At 64.7% G+C, this 25,578-nt stretch carries 23 protein-coding genes; 14 read left to right on the top strand and 9 right to left on the bottom strand.

Annotated features, from left to right (window positions below):
- Both VME63_RS12100 and VME63_RS12095 read left to right on the top strand, forming a co-directional pair.
- On the top strand, positions 1–1,298 hold a 1,298-nt coding region (locus VME63_RS12100), incomplete at its 5' end, for an ATP-binding protein (RefSeq protein ID WP_325433605.1).
- A gap of 36 nt (positions 1,299–1,334) precedes the next feature.
- Positions 1,335–2,093: a hypothetical protein gene (locus VME63_RS12095; RefSeq protein WP_325433604.1), complete on the top strand. Its 759-nt coding sequence runs from the start codon at positions 1,335–1,337 to the stop codon at positions 2,091–2,093.
- Between the two features lie 104 nt (positions 2,094–2,197).
- Here the strand turns inward: VME63_RS12095 and VME63_RS12090 are convergent, their stop codons facing one another.
- From VME63_RS12090 to VME63_RS12060, 7 genes are all read right to left on the bottom strand, one after another.
- Complete coding sequence (locus tag VME63_RS12090; protein WP_325433603.1) at positions 2,198–3,319, bottom strand: hypothetical protein; 1,122 nt, start codon at positions 3,317–3,319, stop codon at positions 2,198–2,200.
- Between the two features lie 131 nt (positions 3,320–3,450).
- Complete coding sequence (gene msrA / locus VME63_RS12085; protein WP_345786036.1) at positions 3,451–3,960, bottom strand: peptide-methionine (S)-S-oxide reductase MsrA; 510 nt, start codon at positions 3,958–3,960, stop codon at positions 3,451–3,453.
- A gap of 220 nt (positions 3,961–4,180) precedes the next feature.
- On the bottom strand, positions 4,181–5,464 hold the full coding sequence (locus VME63_RS12080; RefSeq protein WP_325433602.1) for an EAL and HDOD domain-containing protein: 1,284 nt from the start codon (positions 5,462–5,464) through the stop codon (positions 4,181–4,183).
- A 74-nt stretch (positions 5,465–5,538) separates the two neighbouring features.
- On the bottom strand, positions 5,539–5,985 hold the full coding sequence (locus VME63_RS12075) for a flagellar protein FlgN (RefSeq protein ID WP_325433601.1): 447 nt from the start codon (positions 5,983–5,985) through the stop codon (positions 5,539–5,541).
- A gap of 3 nt (positions 5,986–5,988) precedes the next feature.
- A complete protein-coding gene (gene flgM / locus VME63_RS12070; RefSeq protein WP_325433600.1) occupies positions 5,989–6,297 on the bottom strand; it encodes a flagellar biosynthesis anti-sigma factor FlgM in 309 nt (102 codons plus the stop codon).
- 107 nt (positions 6,298–6,404) lie between these two features.
- A complete protein-coding gene (gene flgA, locus VME63_RS12065) occupies positions 6,405–7,097 on the bottom strand; it encodes a flagellar basal body P-ring formation chaperone FlgA (protein WP_325433599.1) in 693 nt (230 codons plus the stop codon).
- Positions 7,094–8,404: a methyl-accepting chemotaxis protein gene (locus VME63_RS12060; protein WP_325433598.1), complete on the bottom strand. Its 1,311-nt coding sequence runs from the start codon at positions 8,402–8,404 to the stop codon at positions 7,094–7,096. The genes flgA and VME63_RS12060 overlap by 4 nt, the downstream gene beginning before the upstream one ends.
- Before the next feature lie 209 nt (positions 8,405–8,613).
- On the opposite strand from VME63_RS12060, the gene VME63_RS12055 reads away from it, so the two are divergent.
- The 12 genes from VME63_RS12055 to flgL all read left to right on the top strand — a co-directional run bounded on the left by VME63_RS12055 (position 8,614) and on the right by flgL (position 20,113).
- Positions 8,614–9,540, top strand: coding sequence for a chemotaxis protein (locus VME63_RS12055; RefSeq protein WP_325433597.1), 927 nt, complete (start codon positions 8,614–8,616; stop codon positions 9,538–9,540).
- A 182-nt stretch (positions 9,541–9,722) separates the two neighbouring features.
- Positions 9,723–10,139 carry a flagellar basal body rod protein FlgB gene (gene flgB / locus VME63_RS12050; protein WP_325433596.1) on the top strand — a complete coding sequence of 139 codons (417 nt, stop codon included), beginning with the start codon at positions 9,723–9,725 and terminating at the stop codon, positions 10,137–10,139.
- Entirely contained in the window at positions 10,139–10,576 is a 438-nt protein-coding gene (flgC, locus tag VME63_RS12045; RefSeq protein ID WP_325433595.1) for a flagellar basal body rod protein FlgC, read from the top strand. Before flgB ends, flgC begins: the two co-directional genes overlap by 1 nt.
- Positions 10,577–10,591: 15 nt before the next feature.
- A complete protein-coding gene (locus VME63_RS12040; protein WP_325433594.1) occupies positions 10,592–11,278 on the top strand; it encodes a flagellar hook assembly protein FlgD in 687 nt (228 codons plus the stop codon).
- Positions 11,279–11,327: 49 nt separating this feature from the next.
- Positions 11,328–12,554: a flagellar hook protein FlgE gene (locus tag VME63_RS12035; RefSeq protein ID WP_325433593.1), complete on the top strand. Its 1,227-nt coding sequence runs from the start codon at positions 11,328–11,330 to the stop codon at positions 12,552–12,554.
- 20 nt (positions 12,555–12,574) lie between these two features.
- Complete coding sequence (flgF, locus tag VME63_RS12030; RefSeq protein WP_325433592.1) at positions 12,575–13,315, top strand: flagellar basal-body rod protein FlgF; 741 nt, start codon at positions 12,575–12,577, stop codon at positions 13,313–13,315.
- A gap of 16 nt (positions 13,316–13,331) precedes the next feature.
- Positions 13,332–14,117, top strand: a complete 786-nt coding sequence (flgG, locus tag VME63_RS12025) for a flagellar basal-body rod protein FlgG (protein WP_325433591.1) — start codon at positions 13,332–13,334, stop codon at positions 14,115–14,117.
- An 11-nt stretch (positions 14,118–14,128) separates the two neighbouring features.
- Complete coding sequence (gene flgH / locus VME63_RS12020) at positions 14,129–14,827, top strand: flagellar basal body L-ring protein FlgH (protein ID WP_325433590.1); 699 nt, start codon at positions 14,129–14,131, stop codon at positions 14,825–14,827.
- Complete coding sequence (locus VME63_RS12015) at positions 14,827–15,963, top strand: flagellar basal body P-ring protein FlgI (RefSeq protein WP_325433589.1); 1,137 nt, start codon at positions 14,827–14,829, stop codon at positions 15,961–15,963. The genes flgH and VME63_RS12015 overlap by 1 nt, the downstream gene beginning before the upstream one ends.
- Before the next feature lies 1 nt (position 15,964).
- Positions 15,965–16,930, top strand: coding sequence for a flagellar assembly peptidoglycan hydrolase FlgJ (gene flgJ / locus VME63_RS12010; protein WP_325433588.1), 966 nt, complete (start codon positions 15,965–15,967; stop codon positions 16,928–16,930).
- Between the two features lie 40 nt (positions 16,931–16,970).
- Complete coding sequence (gene flgK, locus VME63_RS12005; RefSeq protein ID WP_325433587.1) at positions 16,971–18,869, top strand: flagellar hook-associated protein FlgK; 1,899 nt, start codon at positions 16,971–16,973, stop codon at positions 18,867–18,869.
- Positions 18,869–20,113 (top strand): flagellar hook-associated protein FlgL, encoded by a 1,245-nt coding sequence (gene flgL / locus VME63_RS12000; RefSeq protein ID WP_325433586.1) that lies wholly within the window; start codon positions 18,869–18,871, stop codon positions 20,111–20,113. The genes flgK and flgL overlap by 1 nt, the downstream gene beginning before the upstream one ends.
- A gap of 225 nt (positions 20,114–20,338) precedes the next feature.
- Here the strand turns inward: flgL and VME63_RS11995 are convergent, their stop codons facing one another.
- Positions 20,339–20,530: a hypothetical protein gene (locus VME63_RS11995; protein WP_325433585.1), complete on the bottom strand. Its 192-nt coding sequence runs from the start codon at positions 20,528–20,530 to the stop codon at positions 20,339–20,341.
- Positions 20,515–25,518 carry a glycosyltransferase family 92 protein gene (locus VME63_RS11990; RefSeq protein WP_325433584.1) on the bottom strand — a complete coding sequence of 1,668 codons (5,004 nt, stop codon included), beginning with the start codon at positions 25,516–25,518 and terminating at the stop codon, positions 20,515–20,517. Before VME63_RS11990 ends, VME63_RS11995 begins: the two co-directional genes overlap by 16 nt.
- Positions 25,519–25,578: the final 60 nt, after the last annotated feature.

Below are 25,578 nucleotides of genomic sequence, written 5' to 3'. Positions count from 1 at the left end.
CAGGGGACGAACGCATGAAGCGCAGCCCGTCCACCTTCTCGCTGATCCTGGGCCTGCTGGTGCTGGCCCTGTTGCTTGCGCTGACGCTGGCGTCGATGCTGTCCACGCGCATCACCCTGCGCGCCGGCAGCGAAACTTACGGTCACCTGGTCGTGGTGGCGGCGCTGGCGGCGGACGAGCTTGCGATGCACAAGGATGTGGATTCGGCACAGACCATCGGCCGCATGGACGAAGTGGGGCTGCACTTTTCCGACACGCCGCCGCCTCCGGCGACGGTCCGCCTGTCGCCGATGGTGACCGACGTTGGCCGCGAAGTGGGGGCGATCCTGGGCGATCCCTCGCGCGTGGTCGTCACCCAGACGCCCGCGCCGCAGATCTGGATCCGCAGTGCGCACGATCGGAAACGCTGGATTGTGTTGCATGCGTTGAGCTATCGGCGCCAGGTGATCGTATCGAGCATGCTGGTGATGATTCTGGCCGGCGTGATCGCGCTGGTGATCGCCTCGTTCGCCGCGCGCATGCTCACGCAGCCGCTGGAACGCCTGGCCACCCACGCGCGCGGATTGCTGGCCGGCGAGCCGGTGTTGCAGACACAGCTCACCGGCAGTCCGCGCGAAGTGCAGCAACTCGCGCTGGCGATCGGGCAGGCCGGCGAGCGCCTGCGCCACGCCGCGCGCGAACGCGAGCTGATGCTCGCCGGCATCTCGCACGATCTGCGCACGCCGCTGGCACGCCTGCGGCTGGCGCTGGAGCTGGGCGACGCCAGCGACGCGCAGCGCCGCCAGGCGATGGTGACGGATCTGGAAGAACTCGATAGCGCGCTGGAGCAGTGCCTTGCGTTTGTGCGCGATGGCCGCGACGAGCCCAGCCGCGACATCGACATCGTCACCCTGATTGGCCAGTTGCTGGCCTTGCGTGCACATTCGGACGACTGGCAATGGCACGGCCCGGCGCTGTTTTCGGCCAGGATCAAGCCGAGCCTGCTGCGCCGCGCAATCGGCAACCTGATGGACAACGCCGAGCGCTACGGTGCGGCGCCGTTCGAAGTACGGCTGCAAACCGATGCCACCTCCTGGACGGTCAGCGTGATCGATCAGGGCCCGGGCGTTTCGCACGAACAACTGGAATGGCTGGGGCGGCCGTTTCACCGCGGCGACCAGGCGCGCAGCGGCAGCGGCACGGGACTGGGCTTGAGCATTGTCGCGCGCGCGGCGGAGATTCATCGCGGCGAGCTCAATTGGCGCAACGGTACGCCGCGCGGCTTTATCGCAAGCATCCGGATTCCGGTGCAGGCATAACGTCATCGGCGCGATGAGATCGCAGCGGGAGCGCATATGCAAAAACGTCTATCCATGTTCATCGGCGCGTTGGCGTTGGGCGGGGCCACTGCCGCGATGGCGCAGTCATTCCCCTTGTGGGAACAGGCGTTGCACGACTACAGCAGCAAGACCGACCAGACACCGGTGCCATCGATGAAGATGGGCAAGCATATGCAGATGTCGCTGAAGGCACCCGCGCAACCGGGCGACGAACAACGCGCCACCGCCATCGCCGCCGCCGCCAAGCGTGTGCTGGCGCACTACGCGGACGTCAATACCGCGCTCGCCGACGGTTACAAGCCTTTCTTTCCCAGCGGCAAGATGGGTGAGGAGGTGCATTACACCAGCTATCGCTACACCCGGCTCGGGCGGCAGCACATTGATTACGATCACCCCGGTTCCATCCTCTACCGGCGCACGCCGCAAGGCATGCAGGCAGTCGGCGTGATGTATAGCGCCGCGCAAAACGCCACTGCCGAGCAGTTGAATGCCATCGTCCCGCTCAGCATCGCCACCTGGCACCGCCATGTGGATTTCTGCGGCGCTCCGAAGAATCTGCCGCTCGGCCAGCAGTACGGGCCGCATGCGGCATTCGGCCCGCAAGGCAGCATCCATACCGAACAGGCGTGCGAGGACGCGCATGGCTTGTGGTTGCCGGTGGTGTTCGGCTGGATGACGCACGTTTATCCCAACGCCAAGAATCCCGCCGATGTGTGGGCGGGGATGACCATGCATATGGATATGAGCGATGACGACAAGGCGCCAGGGACGTAGCGCGCCGCAACTTCGCCCATGCCGCTTCCCGCGCGCCTTCTCGACATCATGCCGCTTGCGAAGCGCATTCCAAGGGGAGAAGGAAAAGCTGGGGCGTGTTTGCCCTAGATGCGCAGCACGGCAATCACGATCTCCACCACGATCAACGCGATAATGGCGATTTCCAGCAACTCCGCGCGCTTGCCGGACGCTTCCTCGTAAAGCGCATCGTACGTATCGCGGATGATGGCCAGCTTCCGGTCCACCGCTTCGCTGACGTGCCGCACGCGAAACAGATCCAGCGCCGAGGCATAGACACGCGCCAGATAAACGTCCTCGGTCACTTGCAGCGCGTTGTCGACTTTCTCGGTGACTTCGGTGACTTCGGCCACCAGCGTATAGAGCTTGCGTGCCAGGTCGGCGAAGCGGCGCGAGGCCAGCGGGTTGCCGGCATGGTGCGCCGCTTCGACCATGTCGTACATGCGCGGCAGTTCAGCGTCGAGCAGTTCGTCGTAGAAGCGCATTTCCAGCAGCTGCGCATTGGCCACTTCCAGAATGTCCGTCACATCCGAATCGCGGCGCGGCTCGTACATGAAAGCGCGGTCCCAGGTCAGCACGACCAGGTCGTCCACGTAGTAGGAAAAGCGCTGCTGCAATAGATCCTTGCGCGCCTGTTCCGATAGCGCACGCTGTTCGCCGGAAAGCAGCGGCACCAGGTCGATGCGCTCGTGCATGCTGCCGGCCGGTATCGCCCTATCGAAGGCATGCACGATGCCCAGCAGGTAATCCTCGTGCAGCGAGGCCGGGCTGGGCCTGGTCAAGCTTGACAGCAGCACGGCGCGTACGGGCTCCAGCAACTGCATCCATACGGGACTGTCGGCGCCGGGTCCGAGCAGGGCATCGACCGCATTGACCAATTGGGAAAATGCCGCCCAATCGCACGACGCCACCGGCACCTGGATCGAAAACGCCGCGGCGCCGAAATCGTACAAACGTACCGTGACCTGGGCGCGGTACGCGCTTCCCAGCAGCGTCAGATCCAGCGGATCGAGCGTCAGCAGCAAGGGCGGCACCCCGAACGTCACCGCCTTTGGCGGCGTGCTGCTGAGTTTGCTGCGCACGCCGGCCGGGCGCTTTTGCTTTTCCCACAGCGCTTGCGCGCCGGGAAGGTCGATCGCATCGGCGATGTCGATCATGTGCATGGCGATCACCGCGGCCGACTGAACAATGGGCTGTTCGTACGTCATAAACACCAGCGACCAGGATGGATGCGCAGAACCGTACTACGAGTACATGGCCGGCGTACAAGCGCGCTACCGGGCAAAGCGGTAGGCGCCGGTCGCCCGGGTCCAATCGGCGGCCGTTCGCCTCGCAGGCTTTATCCCGCGCGCCTGGGCAACTTCCAATCCGGGCGGATGAAGTGGCAGGTGTAGCCGTCGGGGTAGCGTTCCAGGTAATCCTGATGCTCCGGTTCGGCCTCCCAGAACGGGCCGGCGGGGGCGATCTCGGTGACGATCTTGCCGGGCCAGAGGCCGGAGGCGTCGGCATCGGCGACGGTGTCTTGGGCAATGTCTTTCTGCTGGTCGTCCAGATAAAAGATGGCCGAGCGGTAGCTCATGCCCATGTCATTGCCCTGGCGGTTCTTGGTGGTCGGGTCGTGGATCTGGAAGAAAAACTCCAGGATCTGCCGATAGCTGATGCGGCTGGGATCGAACACGATCTCGATCGCCTCGGCATGCGTGCCGTGGTTGCGGTAGGTGGCGTTGGGTACGTCGCCGCCGGAATAGCCCACGCGCGTGGACAGCACGCCGGGGTAGCGGCGCAGCAGGTCCTGCATGCCCCAGAAGCAGCCGCCGGCCAGGATCGCGGTTTGGGTTTGGGTGGACACGGGGCGCTTCCTCTGGGGTCGTAGCCGTTTCGGGCGGGAAGCTGAATATGGTTTTGGTGGGGCGGCAATTCAATGGAGGGGCGTGCCGCCCCTGTGCGGCGCACTCGCTACCACGCACCCTCAGGGCGCGCGGGGACAACCGATAGATCGCGGCCTTTCGGGGGCGAGGCGAGGAACCGTCACGTTAAGCGGCAAAGCCGCCGCCAGCGAAAACCGCCCGTTACTGCGTCCGCTGCTCGGCAAACGAATAAACCTGATCGGCCCACTGCGTAGCCTCGAAATACGCCCCGGCCATGCGCCGGATGTCCTGCGGCTGCATCTGGCTATGCTTGAGGTCGCCCGCCTCCCACACATAAATCTGCGCAAGCAGCGGCGCGAAGGGACCGCGGTCTTCCACCAGCGCCTCGCGAATCTCCGGCGCCAGCGGCAGGTGGCTCAGCACAAATTCCATCGGCGCGCACAACAGCGTGTCCAGCAGCGAGAGCAAGCCGGCCATGAAGGCCATGTCCTGCTGTTCGGTCGGCATGCCTTGCGCGAGTTTTTCGCACATGTGCGCGCGGATCAGCGCGGTGCGCAGCAATTCCGGCGGACGGTCGTCCATGCTGCTCAGCGCCATGGTATTGATCCAGTTGCGCATGCGCGCCAGGCCGAAGAAGATCGCCGCCTGCTGGATCGACTTGAGCTGGCGCGGCAGGGCGAAATACGCGGAGTTCACGCAGCCGAGCAATTTGTAGCTGAGCACCGCGTCGTCGCGGATGATCTCGCCCAGCTCCACCGGGCCGGCGTTGCTTTCCTGCAATGCACCCATCAGGCGCAACAGGCTCAGTCGGCTGGGGGTGAGCACGGGTACTTCGATCTGCTGCGGCACCAGCAGGTAGCGGCCCTGGATGGCCTGGAACGGCAGGTTCTTGCAGCGCGCATAAGTGAGGTGATCGTCGACGTTGCCGGCGATGACGCCCAGGCCGCGTTCGTACAATTGCTTGCAGCGCTCGGCCAGGCTGTCGGCGTCCAGCGCCTTGGCATCCAGGCGCACGTAGCGCACCAGGCGCAGCAGCGGTTCGAGCGGTCCGTAAGGTTCGCAGGCGGACGGATCGCAGGCGCCCAGGTCCAGCATCAGTGCGCAGTTGCGCAGCGCCAGTTGCTGCAGGCGCTGCACCAGCGCCACGTCGCGCACCTGGAAGGGATCCACGATCACGCCCAGGCGTGGCGTGTGCGAGAGAATGTCGGTCTGTTCCAGCAGCAGCGAGCGCGATACGCGCATGAAGGCGCGGTTGCCGCGCACCAGCCGCGTGATCGCGCCATCGGTGATACCCGACACGATGCCGCCCTGCAGCGTGGTGTCGGCATCGGTGCCGGCGCCCTGTCGATAGAACACCAGTTCGTAGGCGAACAGCTCTTCTTCGGTATCCAGCATCGGGCTGCGCACCACCGGCAGCAGCATGTCGCTAAGCGTGGTGGAAACTTCGTGCTGCGGGGCGGGCGCTGTGGCTGTGCTGGTCGTCATGCGTCGATACCGTGCGAGGGTGAAGCAACTTCCATGCGCCGGGCACCGCGCCCGACGCACCAGGGGACTGCTTTTCAGGCCTGGGCAAGCGGTACGGAACGATGCGTGCCCTGGACTGCTCCACTTTGACTGTAAGTGCCCGTTTGCGAGTCGGTGCCGGTGAGCACCGAAAGCGCACGCCGCACTTGTGTCAATCGCTGGCCCACGAGCGCGCCATTGCGCTGGTTCTTGTCGCGGCAGGCGGCGAGCGATTTCAACAATTCGCGCCACGTGCCATCCATCTGCTGCGCGGCTTCGGGGGAAGTGCTGCCAAGGTGCAGGCGTTCGGCATCGAGCTGTTCGAGCCTGCGCATCAGCATCTGCTTGGCTTCGCCGGAGCGGTTTAGCGCTTTGGCGTCGGCGCACATCAGCGCTTCGCGTTCCTCGTCCAGGACGGTGATGAGCTGCGCGATGGTCGCGCTCATCTCGTCCAGGACGGTGCGCAGCGCGGCACCGAGTTCAGCCTGCAGATTCGGACTCATGGCTTACTTGTTGCCGATTTGGTTTTCGATCGAGACGAGGCGGTCGGCGATGGCGTTGGGGTTGACCTGGTAGGTGCCCGCCGCGAGCGAGTTCTTGATCTGCTCCACGCGTGCGGTATCGACCGGGCTGTCGGTGCTGCTGGCCTGCTGCAGGGCGCGTGCCGAGTCGGTCAGCTTCACGCTGTCGTCGGGCGGCGAGGCGGCCGCGTTCGACGACGACGTGCTGGCCGTCTGGCTGGAGGCGCTGCTGTCCGTGCTCGTGGTCGGGAGCGGGAGTTGCGGCAGTCCGTTGGATGAAATAGTTGTGTTCATAGCGCTCGGGATTCTCTGTTCGAAGTGAGCTCTGTTAGGGTTATCGGCGCGGTACGGAGAAACTTTAATCCTGCCGACGGGGGCCAGCATGTCCGCGTGCGGAAAGCTTAGGGCAGTGCCTGCACTTCCCCCTCGCCGACTACTATCCCATTGATAATACGGCCGGAATCTCCGTTCCGCACGCGCAGTTGGGCACCCGTGTCGCCGCCGTCCAGCGCCATGCCGGAGGTGCGTACTTCTATGCCGTCGAGCTGGGCGATAAGCGACACCTGCTCGCCGGCGTGCACGGTCTGGCGCCCGTTCAGGTCGCCCGGCTCCAGCACCACCCCGGCGATCAGCGGGTGGGACAGCGAATGGCCGGCGATCTGGTCGAGGCTTTCCACATAGCCGTAGCCCAGCCGGGCCACGTCGCGTTCTTCGCGGTGCACGTCGGCCGGGCCGACGATGTCCCCGCGCGCCAGCGGGCGGCTGGTTACCAGCACCTGGCGAAACACCTGCATCTGCACGGGCACTTCGATGGACCAGCCCGGGCTGCCGTTGCAGCTCACCGCCACCGCCACGCGCGAGGGCGTGCCCTGGCGCGCGGGCAGGTGCGTCTGCAGCGGATGCGCACACGCGGCCAGCCGCAGGCGCCGGTTGAGCGCGGCCGGCACGATCACCACCCGGCTGCCTGCGTCCGCGTATTGGGCGCGCACCGCTGCCTGGGCGGCGGCGCGCAATTGCGCGGGCGTGGTCGTGGCGCCCGGCGCGGTTTTCGCGCCGGCGGCGACCATCAGCAAGGTGGCGATTAGCGCGGTCATGTCAGGTCGTCGGTGAGGATCGCGGCGAGTTGATGGTTGATGGCTTCACGTTCGGCTTCGAACTTGCCGCACAACTTCTTGGCCAGGTCGAACTGGCCGGTGTTGACCAGTTCAAGGAAAGCCTGGCCGTGTTCCTGCAGGCGCGCGGCCGATTCGCGCAAGCCCTGGTTGGATGGGTGCTGGCTGTGTCGCGCGGTGAGCCGGTCCAGGCTGCGCACCAGCACGTCGGTGTCGAACCAGCGGCGGTCCAGCGAGGTCGGTTCCTGCAAGGCCAGCTCCACGCTTTGGCGCAGGCCCACCACCGATTCGCGGACGGTGAGGCTGAGGCTGGCGGTGTCGTTGCCGCTTTCACCTTCCAGCCAGCCCAGGCTGGAGCGATGCGCCAGCGCGGCGGCGCGGCCGAGCGCTTCGCCGAAGCGGCGTGTCTCGTAGGCGCGGCGTTGCAAGGCGCCCAGCGTGGCTTTCATGGTGGTGGCGCGCACGTGCGAGGCGTCCTGCGCTTCGCGCAACGCACGCAAACGTTCGCCGCTGTGCTTGAGCGATTGGCCGCCTTGCTGCAGCGAGCGCTCGGTTTCGCCGATGCCCGCCTGCGCGCGCTCCAGCCGCTGCAGGCCCAATTGCACGTTGCCGTTCATCTGCAGCGAGAACTCGCCGATGGAACTGGTGACCGATTCGATTTCCGCCGTGGCCTGCGCGGTTTTCTCGGCCAGCTGTTTCACTTCGTCAGCCACCACGGCGAAGCCGCGGCCGGCATCGCCGGCGCGCGCCGCTTCGATCGCGGCGTTGAGCGCCACCAGGTTGGTCTGGTGCGCGATTTCCTGCACGCTGGTGGTCAGCGCGCGGATCTGCGCCACCTGTTCGGTCAACAGGCTCTGGTTCTGGTTCATCGCCGAGAGCGCGCTGCGCAGCAGGCGCAGCTGGCCGTTCAGTTCGCCGACGCTGGCCGTGCTCAGGCCGCCGGCATCGGCGGCCTGGTCGATGCTGCCCTGGGCCTGCTGCAGCATCGTCGACATCCCGGCGCTGTAGTCCGTCAACTGGCTGACGCTGCCCTGGGCCTCGCCGATCGAGGTTTCCAGTGAAAGCTGATCGCGATGCAGGGTCTGCGCATGGTTCAGCACCAGGCTTTGCTGCTCCAGCGACTGCAGCGCCACCGCCGCCGGCGCACGCGGCGCCAGGCGCGCCAGCAATGGCGCCAGCAGGCTGGCCGCGGTGGGATGCTTGCGGCTCAATCGCGCCACCTCGGCCTGGTTGCCGGCGAGGTTGGCTTGTATCAGGGCGGCCAGATGCTGGCTGCGGATCAGACTCATAAGCGAAGCATTTCCGTTCGTAGGTTCCCTGAAATCGTCGGGAAGCGTTGGAACTTGAGGAAGCAAGGCGTGTGCCATGTGCGGAGCGGTTGTTCCTCCCCCCGCTTGGAGGGGGAGGGGGTCAGTCCTCAAGTCCGCCGCCACTGGCGCCGATAAAGGCGCACGAGCCGCTGCGCGCGGCGCAAGGCGCAACCTTTAAGAGGAACACCATGACGGCCGGGGCCCTACTGGACAGCGTGGAAAGTCACACCCGGCTGGCCGGTCACAATCGCGTGGCCATGCTGCTGTTCCGGCTGGGCGATGCGCAGCTGTTTGGCATCAACGTGTTCAAGGTGCGCGAAGTGTTACGCAAACCGCCGATGGAACGCCTGCCGGGCATGCACGAGCTGCTGGCCGGCAGTTTCGACTATCGCGGCAAGACCATTCCGGTCATCGACCTGGCCGCCGCGCTGGGCTACCGGCCGCTGGTCGATGACGATTCGGCACACTTGGTGGTGACCGAATTCAGCCGTTCGATGCAAGGTTTTCTGGTCACCGACTTCCAGCGCATCGTCCATTGCACCGGCCAATCGCTGGAAGCGCCTCCCAGTACGCTGGGTTTCGGCAATCGCGTCAGCGCGGTGTCGCGCGTGGATGGCCGCCTGATGGCGGTGGTGGATGTGGAGCATGTGCTGGCCAGCATCGATGGCGCACCGGCCGAGCTTTCCGCGCATATCCAACAGGAAGCCGAGCACCGCGAACTGCCGCAGCGGCGCATCATGGTGGTGGACGACTCGACCGTGGCACGCCTGCGCCTGGTCAACCTGTTCAAGCAGATGAACATCGATTGCCTGGTGGCGCAGGACGGCTGCGAGGCGCTGGACATGCTCAACCAGCTCGCCGAAAGCGGCGAGGAGATGCTCAAGCTGGTGATCTCCGACATTGAGATGCCGCGCCTGGATGGCTATGCGCTGACCCGCGCGATCCGCGACACGCCCGCCTTGCGCGGCTTGAAGGTGGTGCTGCACAGCTCGCTCAGCGGCGTCTTCAACGAAACGCTGGTGCGCGAGGTGGGCGCGGACCGCTTCATCGCCAAATTCCAGCCCGATTTATTGGCCAAGACGGTGCTCGAGCTGATGCTGCCGTCAACAAATTGACGGTCGTCCTGGCGGCGAAATGCCGTCGGGATTCCGTCCTCGCCGCGCCGGTATACCGTCGCCGCGCTTGGCGCCGCACTGCTGTGTGATGCGCCAAATGGCCGCGCCATGCGGTTTTTTGCGCGTGGCATGCAACTTGCTCCTGATCCTTCGCAAGCAGTCAACGCTGCGAGGAATCGATCATGGGCATCGTCAGTACAGTGCTAGACAACGTCTTCGGGCTGAGCGGCCAGGCTCTCGGGCTGTGGCAGCAACGCTCGGAAACGATCGCATCCAATATCGCCAATGCCGACACGCCTAACTATAAGGCGCGCGACGTGGATTTCCGTTCGGCCCTGCAACAGGCCAGCGGCGATTCGACCAACCTGCAGCTGGCGACGCCCAGCGAAGGGCAGATCGGCAGCGACAGTACCACCTCCACCGACGATCTGAAGTACCGCGTGCCGCTGCAGCCGTCGATGGACGGCAACACCGTCGACACGCAGGTGGAGCAATCGCAGTTCGCCAGCAACATGGTGCATTACCAGGCGAGCCTGAGCTTCATCAACAGCTCCATCCAGACGCTGCGCCTGGCCATCAACGGCGGAGGCCAAAGCTGATGTCGCTGATGAAAATCTTCGACACGGCCGGTTCCGGCATGGCCGCCGAATCGCTGCGGCTGAACACCGTCGCCAGCAACCTGGCCAACGCCGACAGCGTCAGCAACAGCGCCGACTCTGCCTACAAGGCGAAGGAACTGCTGTTTGCACCGACCCAGGACGGCGATGGCGTAGGCGTCACCGGCGCATCCAGCGACGGCGCCGTCAACAATGGCGTGCGCATGGTCGGCGTCACCGAAAGCCAGCAGCCGGTGGAGTCGCATTACGAGCCGGGCAATCCGATGGCCGACGCGAACGGCTACGTGTACGGCAGCAACGTCAATCCGATCGATGAGCTGGTGAACATGATTTCCGCTTCGCGTTCCTACCAGAACAACGTCGAAGTGATGAATACCACCAAGCAGCTGATGATCAAGACCATCGATCTCGGCAGTTAATTTTCGGAGTCAACCATGTCCGCCGTAGGCAGCAGCACCAGCAGCAATTCCGTTACCGGCCTGAGCCTGACCGGCAGCACGGTCACCAGCACGCCGACCGGCTCGACCATGACGCAATCGGATTTCCTGCAGCTGCTTACCACGCAGTTGCAGGACCAGGATCCGACCCAGCCGATGGACAACTCGCAGATGGCCGCGGAGCTGGCGCAGTTCGCCACGCTATCGACCGACCAGGACATCGACACCAACGTGCAGACGCTGAACAGCAACCTCAGCAGCGGCATGCAGACCTCGCAGGTGCTGAGCGCGTCCAACCTCGTCGGCAAGCAAGTGCTGGTGCCCTCGTCCACGCTCGATTACAGCGGCAGCGCGGTCAACGGCGGCGTCAACGTCACCACCGCCGGCGACGTCGTCGTCACGATCAAGGACAGCAACGGCAACACCATCGACACCATGGACCTGGGCACGCAGCCGGCGGGGCTGGCGCAGTTCAGCTGGAACGGCACCGACAGCAATGGCAACGCGGTGGCCAACGGCACCTACAGCATCTCGGCCAACAGCGGCGGCAGCAGCACGGCTTTGACCACCTACGCCTCCGGTGCGGTTACCGGCGTGGGCTACGGCGGCAGCAGCACGGGTACTTACCTGCAGGTGGCGGGCGTCGGCGGGGTGCCGCTGAGCCAGGTAGCGCAGATCAATTGACGAACGTTCGGCGTTTCGCTCGCCGGTATCTCATTCCGAGGAATACAGCATGGCTCTCAATCAGGCACTCAGCGGCATCAACGCAGCCGAATCGCAGCTCAACGTCATCTCCAACAACATCGCCAACGCCGGCACCGTGGGCTTCAAGGGCTCCACCGCGCAGTTCGCCGAAGTGTATGCGGTCACAGGCTTGAATCTCAGCTCCGCGGCCGTGGGCAGCGGCGTGGAGATGACCGGCTCCGAGCAGCAGTTCGCCCAGGGCGATCTGGAAACCACCAACGGCAGCCTGGACATGGCGATCAGCGGCAACGGTTTCTTCGTGGTCAACAACGGCAGCGGCAATCAGTACACCCGCGACGGCGCGTTTACCGAAAACAGCCAGGGCTACGTGGTGGATGCCAGCGGCGGCTATCTGCAGGTGTATCCGCCCAATGGTTCGGGCACCGGCTTCAACACCAGCACGCTCAGCAATCTGCAGCTCAACACCTCGCAGGCGGCGGCCACCGCCACCAGCACCATTACTTCCACGACCAATCTCGACGCATCCGATTCGCTGCCGACCGACACGCCGTTCAGCACCACCGACGCGAACAGCTACAACAACGCCTCCACCTTCACCGTGTACGACTCCCAGGGCGGTTCGCACAACGCCACGGTGTACTACGTCAAGACCGGCAACAACACCTGGGACGCCAACCTGTACATCGACGGCAACAGCGCCGGCACGGCGACGATGACCTTCAACAGCGCCGGTACACTGGTGTCGCCGGCCAACGGCAACCTCAGCTTCACGCCGACGCAGCCGTCCAACGGCGCCACCTTCCCCGCCACCATCACCATGAATGCGTCGAACATGACGCAGTACGGCTCGGCCTATTCGCCCGACTACGACCAGAACGGCTACGCGGCCGGCGTGCTGGAAAACGTGGAGGTCGGCACCGACGGCATCGTCACGGCCATCTATTCGAACAACGACACGGTGCAGCTGGGCCAGATCGCCGTGGCCAACTTTCCCAACCTCAACGGTCTGCAACAGGTCGGCAACAACAACTGGGTGGCGACGCAGGCGTCCGGTATCGCGACCATGGGCACGGCCGGCGTGGGCCAGTACGGCGACATCGAGCAGGGCCAATTGGAAACCTCCAACACCTCCGACACCACCGCGCAGCTGGTGGACATGATCCAGGCGCAGCAGGACTACCAGGCCAACTCGCAGATGCTCGGCACGGTCAGTTCGCTGGACCAGGCGCTGTTCCAGGCGGTTGACCGCAGCTAAGCCAGATAAGGCCCTGACCCATGGATCGTTCCGTCTACATCGCGATGACCGGCGCCACGCAGATCATGCGTGCGCAGGATGCGGTGAGCCACAACCTGGCCAACGCATCCACGGTCGGCTTCAAGAGCGAGCTGGCCTCGTTCCAAAGCGTGCCGGTGCTCGGCCCTGGTGCCCAAACGCGCATCAACGCCGTGGCGCAGGGCGTGGGACAGGACGAAACACAAGGTTCGATCCAGCACACCGGCCGCTCGCTCGATATCGCGGTGAACGGCCCGGGCTGGATCGCCGTGCAGGCCGCCGACGGCAGCGAGGCGTACACGCGCGCGGGCAACCTGCAACTGGATGCGCAAGGCAATCTCACCGATAGCCGCGGCAATCCGGTGATGGGCACCGGCGGCCCGATCACCGTGCCGCAGAGCGCACAGATCAGCATCGGCAAGGACGGCACCATTTCCACCGTGCCGCTGGGGCAGGGGCCCGACACCATCGCGGCGGTGGGGCAGATCAAGCTGGTCAATCCCGACGTGACGCAGATGTCCGAAGGCGCCGACGGCTTGATGCACATGAACGATGGCAGCACCGCCGATGCCGACGACACCGTAACCGTGACATCCGGCGCACTGGAAGCCAGCAACGTCAATCCATCGTCGGAGCTGGTGAAGATGATTTCGCTGTCGCGTCAATACGAAATGCAAGTGCGTTCGATCAAGACCGCCGAAGACGACGCCGACAGCAGCACCAAACTGCTGCAGACCAGCTAACGATAGGAGCTAATCGATGTTTTCCTCTCTTTGGATCGCCAAGACCGGCCTGGACGCGCAGCAGACGGAGATGGATGTCATCTCCAACAACCTGGCCAACGCCAGCACCACCGGCTTCAAGGCCTCGCGCGCCTCGTTCCAGGATTTGATGTATCAGAACGAAGGCCAGCCCGGCAGCCAGACGACCGAGCAGACCGAGGCGCCGTCGGGCTTGTTGCTAGGCACGGGCGTGAAAGTGGTCGGCAGCGAAAAACTGTTCACCCAGGGTGCGGTCACGCAGACCGGCAATTCGCTGGACGTGGCCATACAAGGCAACGGTTTCATCCAGGTAAGCCTGCCCGACGGTACGGTGGCCTATACGCGCGACGGTTCGCTGCACGAAGATTCCACCGGCCAGATCGTCACCGCCGACGGTTATCCGCTGGTGCCCTCGATCACCCTGCCGGCCAACGTCAACAGCGTCACCATCGGCACCGACGGCACGGTCAGCGCGACCAGCAACGGCTCCACCGCCCCCACCCAGATCGGCGTGATCCAGCTGGCCAACTTCGTCAATCCCGCCGGCCTGGAAGCGATGGGCCAGAACCTTTACCTGGAAACCGAATCCAGCGGCACCGCGCAGACCGGCCAGCCCGGCGTCAATGGCATGGGCACGCTCGCGCAGGGTTCGCTGGAATCGTCCAACACCAACGTGGTTGAGGAAATGGTCAACATGATCCAGGCCCAGCGCACGTACGAAATGAATTCCAAATCGATCAGCGCCGTCGACGACATGCTGTCGTTTGTCATCCAACACACCTGAGTCGTATCGCCATGTCTTCTTCTTCTTTTTACGCGCGTATCGTTTTGGCTTCGCTGGCGCTGGCTGCGCTGGCCGGCTGCGGCAGCATGCAGGAGCGCAACAAGCAGGAAGAGGCCGAATGGGCCGCCACCGCGCCGGTGCAGCAGACCACGCCGCCGCCGGCCGATGGCTCGATCTATCACGACATGCAGAACATGGAGCTGTTCAACGACCCGCGCGCGCACCGCGCGGGCGACATCCTCACCATCAACCTGGTCGAGGCGATGCAGGCGAGCAAAAAGTCTGAAACCACCACCGCCAAGACCGACAAGAACACGCTCAGCGCGCCTGAACTGCTGGGCCATACCTTGAGCGTGAGTGGCGGCAACACCGCCGACAGCAATCTCAACTCGGCCAACAGTTTCGACGGCGCCGGCAGCAGCACGCAGAGCAACCAGCTCACGGGCGAATTCACCGTCACCGTGGCGCGGCGCCTTTCCAACGGCAACCTGATGGTGCGCGGCGAAAAGTGGCTGACCATCAACCAGGGCCAGGAGCTGATCCGCCTGTCCGGCATCGTGCGCCCGGAAGATATCGAGCAGGACAACTCGGTCGATTCCACCCGCGTGGCCGATGCGCGCATCACCTACACCGGGCGCGGCGTGCTCAACAGCGCCAACCAGCAAGGCTGGCTGGCACGGTTCTTCAATTCCAAGTGGATGCCCTACTGATGAACGCATCGTGGCGCAAACGCATTTCCCTGGGCACGGTCGCGGCGTTGCTGGTGTCTTCGCTTGCGTTCGCGCCCAACGCACACGCCGACAAAGTGCGCGACCTGGTGCAGGTGGCCGGCGTGCGCAGCAACCAATTGGTCGGCTACGGCCTGGTGGTGGGCCTGGACGGCACCGGCGACCAGACCACGCAGGCGCCGTTTACCACGCAAAGCCTGGAAAACATGCTGAAGGAATTTGGCGTGTCCATTCCCAGCACCGGCATCCAGCCGCAGCTCAAAGACGTAGCGGCGGTGACCATTACCGCGGAACTGCCGCCCTTCGCCAAGCCGGGCCAGACCATCGACATCACCGTTGCCTCGATCGGCAACGCCAAAAGCCTGCGCGGCGGCGAATTGCTGATGACACCCCTGCGCGGCGCCGACGGCAACGTCTACGCGATGGCGCAGGGCAGTGTGGTGGTCGGTGGCGTCAGCGCATCGGGCAAGAGCGGTTCCAGCGTGCAGATCAATGTTTCCGCCAGCGGCCGCGTTCCCAACGGCGCCTCGGTGGAACGCACGGTGCCCAACTCGTTCAACAAGCCCGGCGACATCGTGCTCAATCTCAACAGCGCCGATTTCACCACGGCGGGGCGCATCGCCGATGCGATCAATCATCTTTATGGCGCCGGCACCGCCCGTCCGCTCGACGGCGGTTCGGTGGCGGTGCGCGGTCCGGCCGATGCCAGCGAAAAAGTCGCCTGGCTCGGCGCGATCGAGTCGCTGGACGTCAATCCGGGCGACGCGCCCGCGCGCGTCATCGTCAACTCGCGCACCGGCACGGTGGTGATCGGCTCGGATGTGCGCGTAAGCGCCGCCGCGGTGGCGCACGGTTCGATCCAGGTCACCATCAGCGAACAGCCGCAGGTGAGCCAGCCCAATGCCTTTAGTAACGGCGGGCAGACCACGGTGGTGCCCAACAGCTCCGTGTCGATCAACCAGTCCGGCGGGCACATGTTCAAGTTCGGTCCTGGCGCGAGCCTCGATTCGATCGTGCGCGCGGTGAACCAGGTGGGTGCGACACCGACCGATCTGATCTCCATTCTCGAAGCGCTGAAACAAGCCGGTGCTTTGCATGCAGACCTCGTGGTGATATGAGATGGCCGATATCGGCAACGCCGCCGCGCAAAGCCTGAGCACCTGGACCGACCTGTCCGGGTTCAGCGCCTTGCGCCATCAGGCCGAAACCGATCAGAACGCCACGCTGCCCGCCGTCGCCAAGCAGTTCGAGGCGATGTTCACGCAGATGCTGCTGAAGTCGATGCGCGAGGCGAATTTCGGCGACCCGCTGTTCGAAAGCCAGGCCGGCGATCAGTGGCAGGACATGTATGACCAGCAGCTCTCGCTCAACCTGTCGCAGCATGGCAAGGGCCTTGGGATTGCCGAGCTGCTGATCCACCAGCTTGGCGGCCACAACGCCCATGGCGCCGACCATAGCGGCGCGGTCGATCCCAGCACCACCGGCATGGTGGACAACTGGAAGCAGCGCCTGTACGACCTGGGCGACGCGGCCCGCTCCACCGGCCGCGCGATCATGTCCTGGGTGCCGGCCGATGCGGAGACCTTCGTACGCGAACTGGCGCCGCAGGCCAGCATCGTGGCCAAGCAGCTGGGCCTGTCGCTGCGCACCGTGCTGGCACAGGCGGCGCTGGAAACCCACTGGGGCAAGCACATGCCCACCCACGCGGACGGCAGCAGCAGCTTCAACCTGTTCGGCATCAAGGCCGGCAGCAGCTGGGGCGGCGGGCGCGTGAGCGTGCCCACGCTGGAATACGAGGGCGGCATCCCGGTGCGCAAGCAGGCGCAGTTCCGTTCCTACAAATCCACCGCCGACTCGCTGGCCGACTACGCCGACCTGATCGTCAGCGACCCGCGCTATGCGCAGGCGCGCGGACGCGGCGACGACGTGCTCGGCTACGCCAAGGCACTGGTGGAGGGCGGCTACGCCACCGATCCGGACTACGCGGGCAAGGTGGCGGCCATCGCCAACAGCTCCGTCATGCGCCAGGCGCTGGATGCGCTCAAGAAAACCCCGTCCCCGCCGACACTTATGCGTGACCCCTGACGTTCGCGCGACCTAAGGCCCTGTTACTAAGGATTGCTCCATGTCTAGCATGCTCAACATCGGCATCTCCGGGCTCAATGCGGCCCAGGTAGCCCTGAGCACGGTCAGCAACAATATCGCCAATGCCGGCACCAGCGGCTACAGCGAGGAAAGCGTCGAGCAGGCCGAAAGCTACACGCAAAGCAACGGCGTCTACACCGTGGGCAGCGGCGTCGATGTGGTCGCCGTGCAACGCGCCTATAGCCAGTACCTGACTGCCGCGCTGTGGAGCAGCAACAGCAGCATGCAGGGCGCCACCACCACCAACGATCTGGCCAGCACGCTCAACAGCGTGTTCAGCGACAGCGGCAACTTGCAGACGGCGCTGGACAATTTCTACAGCGGCTTCAGCAATGTGGCTTCCTCGCCCAGTTCCAGCTCGGTGCGCACCGCGGCGCTGGGCGATGCGTCCTCGCTCGCCAGCGTGTACAACACGCTGGGCCAGCAGCTCAGCGAACAGTCGAGCCAGGTCAACGTGCAGATCGCCAACACGGTGACCAGCATCAACAGCTTAAGCTCGCAGATCGCCGCGCTCAACGGGCAGATCCTGCAGGCCGGCACCAACGGCAACCCCAACTCGCTGCTCGACCAGCGCGATCAGCTAGTGCAGCAACTCGCCGGCCTTACCGGGATTTCCGCCACCACCAACAGCAACGGCTCGGTCAGCGTGTACACCTCGGCCGGCGAATCGCTGGTCAGCGGCACGCAGTCGTATGCGCTGTCCTCCGGCGGCAACCAGTACGACCCCACCAGTACCGACGTATTCGACAGCTCCGGCAACGACGTCACCGCGCAGATTTCCGGCGGCACGCTGGGCGCCTTGATCGACTACCGCGACACCGTGCTGGAGCCGGCGCAGAACGCGCTGGGCCAATCGGCGATCGGGCTGGCCTCCAGCGTCAACGGACAGCAGGCGCAAGGGCTGGACCTCAGCGGCAACCAAGGCCAGGCGATCTTCAGCGTCGATTCGCCGACAGTGCTGCCGTCCAGCAAAAATTCCAGCGGCGGCGCAACCATCAGCGCCTCGGTCAGCGACGCCTCGCAACTGACCTCCTCCGACTACATCCTCACCTACACCGGCTCGGGCACCGGCACCAACGGCTGGAGCCTCAGCACCACCAGCGGCCAGAGCGTGGCGCTCACCGCCAACGCGAACGGCACGCTGTCCGCCGACGGGCTTACCTTCAGCGTGTCCGGCACCGCGCAGACGGGCGACAGCTACGAAATCGAACCCACGCGCAACGCGGCCACCTCGCTCAGCGTAAGCTTGACCAGCGGCAACGGCATTGCCGCCGCCGCGGCGCTTACCGCCACCGCGGCGACCAGCAACACCGGCAGCGGCGCGGTCGGCAGCGTCAGCGTGACCGATACGACCAACGCGAACCTGCTCTCCGGCGCCACCATCACTTTCGGCAGCGGCGGCAGTTACACCATCACCGACGGCAACGGCAACACCACCACCGGCACCTACACCTCCGGCCAGCCGATCACCGCCGACGGCTGGAGCTTGAGCCTCAGCGGCACGCCCGCCAGCGGCGACACCTTCACCGTCGCGGCCAACACCAATGGCCTCAACGACAACACCAATGCCAACGCGCTGGCCGCGCTGTCCGATGCCGACGTGCTCGACGGCGGCACCACGTCGGTGGTCGGCAGCTACACCAACCTCACCACGCAGGTCGGCGACGCCGGCAGCCAGGCCAGCAGCAATCTCACCACGCAGACCAATCTGTACGACGAGGCAGCCAGCAACCAGCAAAGCGCCGCGGGTGTGAACCTCAACCAGGAAGCGGCCAACCTCGTGCAATTCCAGCAGGCTTACCAGGCTTCGGCGCAGGTCATTACCACCGCCCAGCAGATCTTCAACAGCCTGATCACCGCGATACAGGACGGCGCCTAATGATCCGCATCTCCACCAGCTGGATGTACCAGCAATCGGTGTCCACCATGCTCGCCCAGCAAAGCGAGTTGAACGAGACGGAAAACCAGGTGAGCACCGGCATCGCCATCAACGTGCCTTCCGACAATCCGACCGGCGCGGCGCAGATCGTGGGGCTGAACCACATCATGGCCGAAAACACGCAGTACAGCACCAACATCACCAACGCCAATACGCAGCTGTCCACCGAATCGAGCACGCTCAGCTCCGTCACCAACCTGCTCAACAGCGTCAACGACGTGGGCCTTTCCTCGATCAACGGCACCATGTCGCAAAGCGACCTGAGCAACCTGGCCACGGAACTCACGCAATACCGTGACCAGCTGCTGCAGCTGGCCAATACCACCAATGCGAACGGGCAATCGCTGTTCGCCGGCACCAGCACCGCGACCACCGCGTTCACCCAGGACAGCAGCACCGGCGCGGTCACTTACGCCGGCAACGACCAGCAAACCTTTACCACGATCGGCAGCGGCCTGCAGGTTGCCACCGGCGACCCGGGCAGCTCCCTCTTCATGGACATTCCCGCCGGCAACGGCTCGTTCGTGGCCAGCGCCAACAGCAGCAACACCGGCACCCTGGTGGTCGGCGCCAACAGCGTTACCGATCAAAGCGCGTGGAACGCGGCCAACGCCTCGGGCCCGGTGGACGACACCATCACCTTCGGCGCCAACGGCACCTACAGCGTGACCGATGCCAACGGCAACCCCGTCACCGACAGCAGCGGCAACCCGATCACCGGCACCTACACCGCCGGCGGCAGCATCAGCTTCGACGGCGTATCGATCAGCCTGAGCGGCACGCCCGCTTCGGGCGACACCGTGAACGTGCAGGCCGACACCGCGTCCAACACGCAGAGCGTGTTCACTACCCTCAACAACATGATCAATGCGTTGCAGAGCGGCGAAAGTTCCACGCAGCTTACCAACACCATGAACCGCCAGCTTGAATCGCTCAGCCAGGCGATGAGCGCGGTGTCCAACACCAGCGTGTCGGTCGGTACGCGCATCGATACGCTGACCCAGCAAAGCTCCGATTATTCGGATCTGAACACGACCTACCAGACCGCACTGACCTCGGTGCAGGACGTGGACGCGGCCACGGCCATCAGCAACCTGTCGCTGCAATCGACCGCGCTGCAGGCGTCGCAGGAAGCCTTCGCCAAGGTTCAGGGCAACAGCCTGTTCAATTATTTGCAAGGCTGATCTTGCGCCGGGCGCAGCCCGCCGAGAGTGCCATTTCCTTGCAGCGGTCAGTGCGGTTTGCTCGCCGCCGTCCTGGGGCGTATCAGCGCGCGATCAAAGCCGCCTCGCCCGATCCGGCGGTGGCGCTGCGGGCCGCCAAGGCGGATTTTGCCATTCGCCGCCGATAGCCGGGCAAAAAAAGGGGCGCGCAAGGTGCCCCGAAATTCCAGTCCAAACTCAGTTGCGCTAGTGGCGGTGAGCCTTGGTCGCGGGTAGGGTGTAGGCATGCACCGCGTCGTAAAGCACGCCGTGGCGGCGTTGTTGTTGCATGCGTATCTCATGCGGTCCGGGTGTCTGCTTCAGCCACAGGTTCACAAACTGGCTGTGTTGCATCACGGAAGGGGAGAGGGTGGTGCGGCGGTTTAGTTTGGTAGCCATGCGGTGCGCCATTCGATGAGTTTGTCTTCGCTCAGCATCCAGTCTTTGTGCACGGCGTCGCGCAGGGCGTCGCCGGTGCGTGCGGTTTGGTCGAGGTCCGCCAGGTGCATGCGGATGGCGTCGACCCAATCTTTGTAACGGTTCCTGACGCGGGTCACGGGCAGATCGGTCTGGTAGCAGACGATATCGGTGGCGATCACGGGGAAGCCGCACGCGCCGTACTCCAGCAGGCGCAGGTTGCTTTTGCATTCGTTGAAGATGTTGTTTTCCAGCGGGGCCAGCGCAAGGTCGAGGTTGAGCGAGGCGAGTTTGCGTGGGTATTCTTCGATCGGCACGCCGTTGTGGAATTCGTGGATGTAGGGGCGCAGTTTGTCCGGACACATGCCGAAGAACACCCATTCCACTTCGTCGGCGAGATCGCGCACCACGTCGGCGATCAGTTCCAGATCGCCACGGTGGCTGGAGCCGCCGCCCCAGCCCACGCGCGGCTTGCGTCCCACGCGGCGCTCGCTGGCGGGCAGGTTGCCCCACCAGTCGGTCGGCAATCGGTTCTGCACGACGCGGATGTCCGCATGGAAGCCCTTGAACTGTTCGGCCAGCGCATCGGTGGAGACCACGAAGCGATCCACGGTGGAGAGCGAACGGCGCAGCGACTTGACGATGTCCTTGGGCATCAGGCCGTGGAAGTGGCTCTTGATCGGAATCTGCTGGATCAGGTCGTCCAGTTCGAACACCTTGAACGCGCGCGAGAAGTCGCGGTAACTCTCCAGCAGCTTGATCTGCTGGTCGGTGACCTGGCGCTGCAGCACCAGCGAGGTCGGCTGGAAGCGTTCCATCGCCACCGGCGACAGATGCACGCCGGCAATCATGCCTTCGGCCAGGCCTTTGCGCTGCATCGAGTTGAACGGCTGCACGATGCGATAGTGGCCGCAGCCGTGCGAGTCGGCCGCCACGCAGAACAGGCGCGGCAGCAGGGGCTTGCTGAAGGGCTGCCAGCCTTTGACGCGTTGTGCGTCCAGTTCAAAGCCCATGCCGTCGATGCTCAGGTTGATGCTGTAGGCGGGGTCTCGCGCGATGCGCGGCAGCCACTTGCGGTACATCGCGTTCTGCTCGCCCTGGAAGCGCTTCTGCTTGGCGTCTTGTGCGGTCTTGTCCACCTTGGTCTGGCTGACGCTGCCCAGGTGCATCAGCCGGGCATACGGCGTCCACACAGTGAGATAGCCGGCCTTGTCCACCTTCAGGCACAGATCGACGTCGTTGTAGGACACCTTGAAGTCCTGCTCGTCGAGCCCGCCTACCTGCTCGTACACCGATTTGCGGATCATCAGGCAGGCGGCGGTGACGGCGGTGTAGTTTTGATCCACGCGCAGGCGATGCATATAGCCGTCCGCTTCCATCGGCTGGCCGATGAAGGGATGGTCGGCCGGGCCGCGCAGGCCCAGCACTACGCCGCCGTGCTGGATGCGGCCATCGGGGTAATGCAGCTTGGCGCCGACGATGCCCACTTCCGGCCGCTGCGCGTGATTGAGCAGCGCTTCGATCCAGTCGCCGTGCAGCACGGCGGTGTCGTTGTTGAGCAGGATCAGGTATTCGCCGCGCGCCTGCGCGGCGGCGAAGTTGTTGATCGCCGAGTAATTGAACGGATGCGGATAGCGCAGCACGCGCAACTGCGTGCTGTGGAGTTGCTCGATGCCGGCCAGATACGCGAGCGCGGCCGGTTCCTCGGTGTTGTTGTCCACGATCAGTACTTCGTAGTTCTGATACGTGGTCTTGGACAACAGGCTGTCGAGCAGGCCGTTGAGGATCGGCAACTGATCCTTGGTCGGCACGATGATCGATACGGGCGGCTGCCGATGGTGCTGGTACAACACGCGATTGAAGCCGGGCAGGGCGCCGGGTTCCATCGTGTGCGCAATGCCCAAGCGCTGCAAATGACTGGATACGATGCTGGCGCTATGCACCTTCACCGCTTCGCCGGCCAGCCACTGCGCATACGGCAACGCGGCGCGATGCATCACCTCGCCAATGTGACCGATCGCATGCAGGCCGTCCGCTTCCAAAAGGCGAAACAGCAAGTCGTAGCTGGCCAGATCGCCGTAGTTTTCCTGCAGCCCGCCCAGCGCGACGAAGCGTTCGCGCTTGAACGCCAGCGCGCGGCCGGCATAGGGGTAGCTGCGTAGCATGTCGAGATTGAAATCGGGCTTGAAGATCGGCTGTTCGAACACGCCTTTGTTGTGCGTGTCCTCGTCGAAATAGATCGCCCCCAGCTGCGCCTGCGTGGCTGCGCGTTCGGCCAGGAGCAGCAGCATCGCCGGATGCAGCATGTCGCCCGCGTACACCACTTGCACCCAGTCGGCGTCGCTGTCCTGGATCGCGCGGTTCAGGCGCGGTATCAGGTCCTCGTCTCCGGAAAGGACGGCGAGCCGGTGCTGCGCGTAGTGCTGTGCCGCGAGGCTGGCCTCGGTGAAGGCCACCGCATCGGCGTCGCCGGCCGGGTCGATCACCGCGATCAGAATACGTGGCGTGCCATGGCGCTCGATATGCCCCAGCGCCTGCTTGATCGCTACGTCGCTCAGTTGCTGCTGTGACTGCCAGTGCTTGTATAGATCCGACGGCGGTGGCGGCACCAGCCAGTCGGGCAGCACTTTCAGGTGGCGGTCGGTGCGGTTCCAGCAATCGCCCTCGTGAATTTCGCGCGCGAACGATTCGTTGATGTTGCGGCCGTGGCCGATCCACTCGGCGGAGGCGTCGATCAGCAGGCGCTTGCACAGCCAGGTAACGCGCTGTATCGGCGAGGCGATGCCCAGCAGCGCTTCCAGGCCGTCTTCGTAGGCGATCTGCCACAAGCCCACGTACACCGGGATCTGTTTCTCGATCGGCTGCTGCGCGCGCCATTCGCCGTGGCGGAACGCCAGGCCGCCGTCGGTGCCGATGAAGACGTTTGCGGGCAGGGCATCGAGCCATTCGGGTGGAATCTTGTCTTCGTCGTCGGCTTGCGCGTAGACCAGCGCGCCCCACTGGCGCAGCAAGGCAATCATGCGATCGGTGCGGCGCGCGTGGATGGCTTTGCGGATCTCCACCAGCAGCGAACGATCGTCGTGCGTGTAGGCGTGCGCTTGGTGTACCTGTTCGAAGCCGGCGGTCTGCCAGTGCAGGTTGGGCAGCAACGGACGCGGCACCACGTCGATGCCATCGCCGCCGCGCAGGTAATCGGTAACGGTATTGAGCGCAGGGACGCGGTTGTCCACGTAGACCTGTGCCAGCAAGTGGGCACGCAGCGGCGAGGGTACGCCTTCACGACGCGCCACCAGCAGCAGGCCCGGCGCGTATTGACCCAGGGTGCCTGCTTCATGGTGCCGTGCCCATTGCGCCGCCTCCTGGCCCGCATCGCGCAGCAGCGGGCGCTGGGCGATCAGTTCGTCCACGCGCAGGGTGCAGTCCGCGGCAAGCGCCGACGCGGCGATCAGCAGTTCGGGCAGCTGTGCATCGGGGAAAGCCAGGTGCGTGTCTATCTGCACCAGGCCCGCCGAATGCAGCGCCGCTTCCAGTTGATGACGCGTAAGCAGCGTGCCGTTGCCCGGATCGGCCATGCGGTTGCCCGCCGACAGCCACAGCACGCCGTCCGGTTTGAGCGCACGGGCGGCGACGGCGATGGCTTCGCGCAAGGCATCGCCGCGTGGCCATGCTTCGGCGTAATCGTTGTTGAAATCCAGTGCGACGAGGTCGTATTCGGGCCGCAGTTCCAGCTCGCGCAGGCTGGCCTGGAACACGCGCGCGTTGGGCTGCTCGCGCAGGCGCGCGGCGGCAACGCGTGCCCAGTGCGGCGCAAATTCCACCGCATCGACATGGCAGCCGCGTTCGATCCACGCCTGCGCCAGCACGCCGCCGCCGACACCTAATTGCAACACGCGGCTGCCGATGGCGATGTCTTCGAGCGCATGCAGGGCGTTCGCGCGCCGCGGCGACAGCTGCGGTGCGGCGGTGCGGCCATGGATTTCCTTGGCCAGCACCGGCGAAAAAAGGCTGGTATCGGTGGATTGTTGCATCACGTCGAACAGGCGCATGGCGGTGCCATGGATGCCCTTGTGCGCGGGGCGGTCGCGCAGCGGCGAGTGATACACGCCTTCGTCGTTGCGCACGAAGCTTTCCAGCGGCCACGTGGGCGGCTCGGTGCCGAGCTGCGCGACCACGCGCAGCACGGTGTCGTCGTGCACGCTGTTGAGTACTTCCTCGTGCAGCAGGTATTCGTTCCAGTCGCGGCTGCCGTTGCCGTCGGCGAAGCCTTTGCTGAACTTGTAGCGGCACTCTTCTTCGGACTTGCTCCAGTAGTGGTTGATGCGCAGGTGCTGCACCGACACCGTGTCGGTGAACGGGCCGTCGATCGGCCGGCCGTTTTCGTCGACCGCGCGCGCATCGTTCTTGTAGAGCATATAGTGCGGATTGGGGCAGCTGGCCACCTTGGACGGCTGCACGATGCTCTTGATGTGCGAATTTTCCGAGCGGTAGCTGCCATCGGGCAGGCGCAGGTGCGCGTATTTCACCCCGCCGTTGATGTCGCCGCGGCGCAGGAAATTTTCCAGCACGCCGCCTTTGGGTTTTTCCTTGTGTCCGCCGGAGCCGAACATCACCCAGTTCACGCCCACGGCGGGGTAGTCGGCGTAGTCGGCCAGCACATCGGGCAGCAGTCGCGCTTTGGGCGAGAACAGGAATTCGTCCACGTCGAGGAAAGCGATCCAGTCGGCCTCGCCGCCGTGGGTCTTGAGGCAATGTTCGTAGACCTGCAGCTGTGCCGGATGCTGCGGCCATTCGTGCAGCACGACCGCGCCGGACTCGATATGCGTCTGCAAGGCGTCCAGGTAACGGTCGGAGCTGTTGTTGTTGTAGAGGTAGAACCGCTCCACGCCCATCAATTGATGGAACTCGACCCATTCGCGCAAATACGCGACCTCGTCCTTGAAGACCGCGCAGATCGCAAGCACACACCGCATGTGATTTCCTCGCCTAAAGTCATGAGGTGCGGCGCGCAAGCGTCAGAATTCCGACGCTTT

This window comes from Dyella sp. (genome assembly GCF_035503745.1).
Taxonomy (GTDB): Bacteria; Pseudomonadota; Gammaproteobacteria; order Xanthomonadales; family Rhodanobacteraceae; genus Dyella_B.
Note: the sequence above shows the minus strand (reverse complement) of the source record. Positions and strands in the feature narration are given on the sequence as shown.

Coding starts and splice junctions, on each gene's coding strand:
- VME63_RS12095 (WP_325433604.1), top strand. CDS start 1,335: ATGCAAAAACGTCTATCCATGTTCATCGGCGCGTTGGCGTTGGGCGGG.
- VME63_RS12090 (WP_325433603.1), bottom strand. CDS start 3,319: ATGACGTACGAACAGCCCATTGTTCAGTCGGCCGCGGTGATCGCCATG.
- VME63_RS12080 (WP_325433602.1), bottom strand. CDS start 5,464: ATGACGACCAGCACAGCCACAGCGCCCGCCCCGCAGCACGAAGTTTCC.
- VME63_RS12075 (WP_325433601.1), bottom strand. CDS start 5,985: ATGAGTCCGAATCTGCAGGCTGAACTCGGTGCCGCGCTGCGCACCGTC.
- flgM (WP_325433600.1), bottom strand. CDS start 6,297: ATGAACACAACTATTTCATCCAACGGACTGCCGCAACTCCCGCTCCCG.
- flgA (WP_325433599.1), bottom strand. CDS start 7,097: ATGACCGCGCTAATCGCCACCTTGCTGATGGTCGCCGCCGGCGCGAAA.
- VME63_RS12060 (WP_325433598.1), bottom strand. CDS start 8,404: ATGAGTCTGATCCGCAGCCAGCATCTGGCCGCCCTGATACAAGCCAAC.
- VME63_RS12055 (WP_325433597.1), top strand. CDS start 8,614: ATGACGGCCGGGGCCCTACTGGACAGCGTGGAAAGTCACACCCGGCTG.
- flgB (WP_325433596.1), top strand. CDS start 9,723: ATGGGCATCGTCAGTACAGTGCTAGACAACGTCTTCGGGCTGAGCGGC.
- flgC (WP_325433595.1), top strand. CDS start 10,139: ATGTCGCTGATGAAAATCTTCGACACGGCCGGTTCCGGCATGGCCGCC.
- VME63_RS12040 (WP_325433594.1), top strand. CDS start 10,592: ATGTCCGCCGTAGGCAGCAGCACCAGCAGCAATTCCGTTACCGGCCTG.
- VME63_RS12035 (WP_325433593.1), top strand. CDS start 11,328: ATGGCTCTCAATCAGGCACTCAGCGGCATCAACGCAGCCGAATCGCAG.
- flgF (WP_325433592.1), top strand. CDS start 12,575: ATGGATCGTTCCGTCTACATCGCGATGACCGGCGCCACGCAGATCATG.
- flgG (WP_325433591.1), top strand. CDS start 13,332: ATGTTTTCCTCTCTTTGGATCGCCAAGACCGGCCTGGACGCGCAGCAG.
- flgH (WP_325433590.1), top strand. CDS start 14,129: ATGTCTTCTTCTTCTTTTTACGCGCGTATCGTTTTGGCTTCGCTGGCG.
- VME63_RS12015 (WP_325433589.1), top strand. CDS start 14,827: ATGAACGCATCGTGGCGCAAACGCATTTCCCTGGGCACGGTCGCGGCG.
- flgJ (WP_325433588.1), top strand. CDS start 15,965: ATGGCCGATATCGGCAACGCCGCCGCGCAAAGCCTGAGCACCTGGACC.
- flgK (WP_325433587.1), top strand. CDS start 16,971: ATGTCTAGCATGCTCAACATCGGCATCTCCGGGCTCAATGCGGCCCAG.
- flgL (WP_325433586.1), top strand. CDS start 18,869: ATGATCCGCATCTCCACCAGCTGGATGTACCAGCAATCGGTGTCCACC.
- VME63_RS11995 (WP_325433585.1), bottom strand. CDS start 20,530: ATGGCTACCAAACTAAACCGCCGCACCACCCTCTCCCCTTCCGTGATG.
- VME63_RS11990 (WP_325433584.1), bottom strand. CDS start 25,518: ATGCGGTGTGTGCTTGCGATCTGCGCGGTCTTCAAGGACGAGGTCGCG.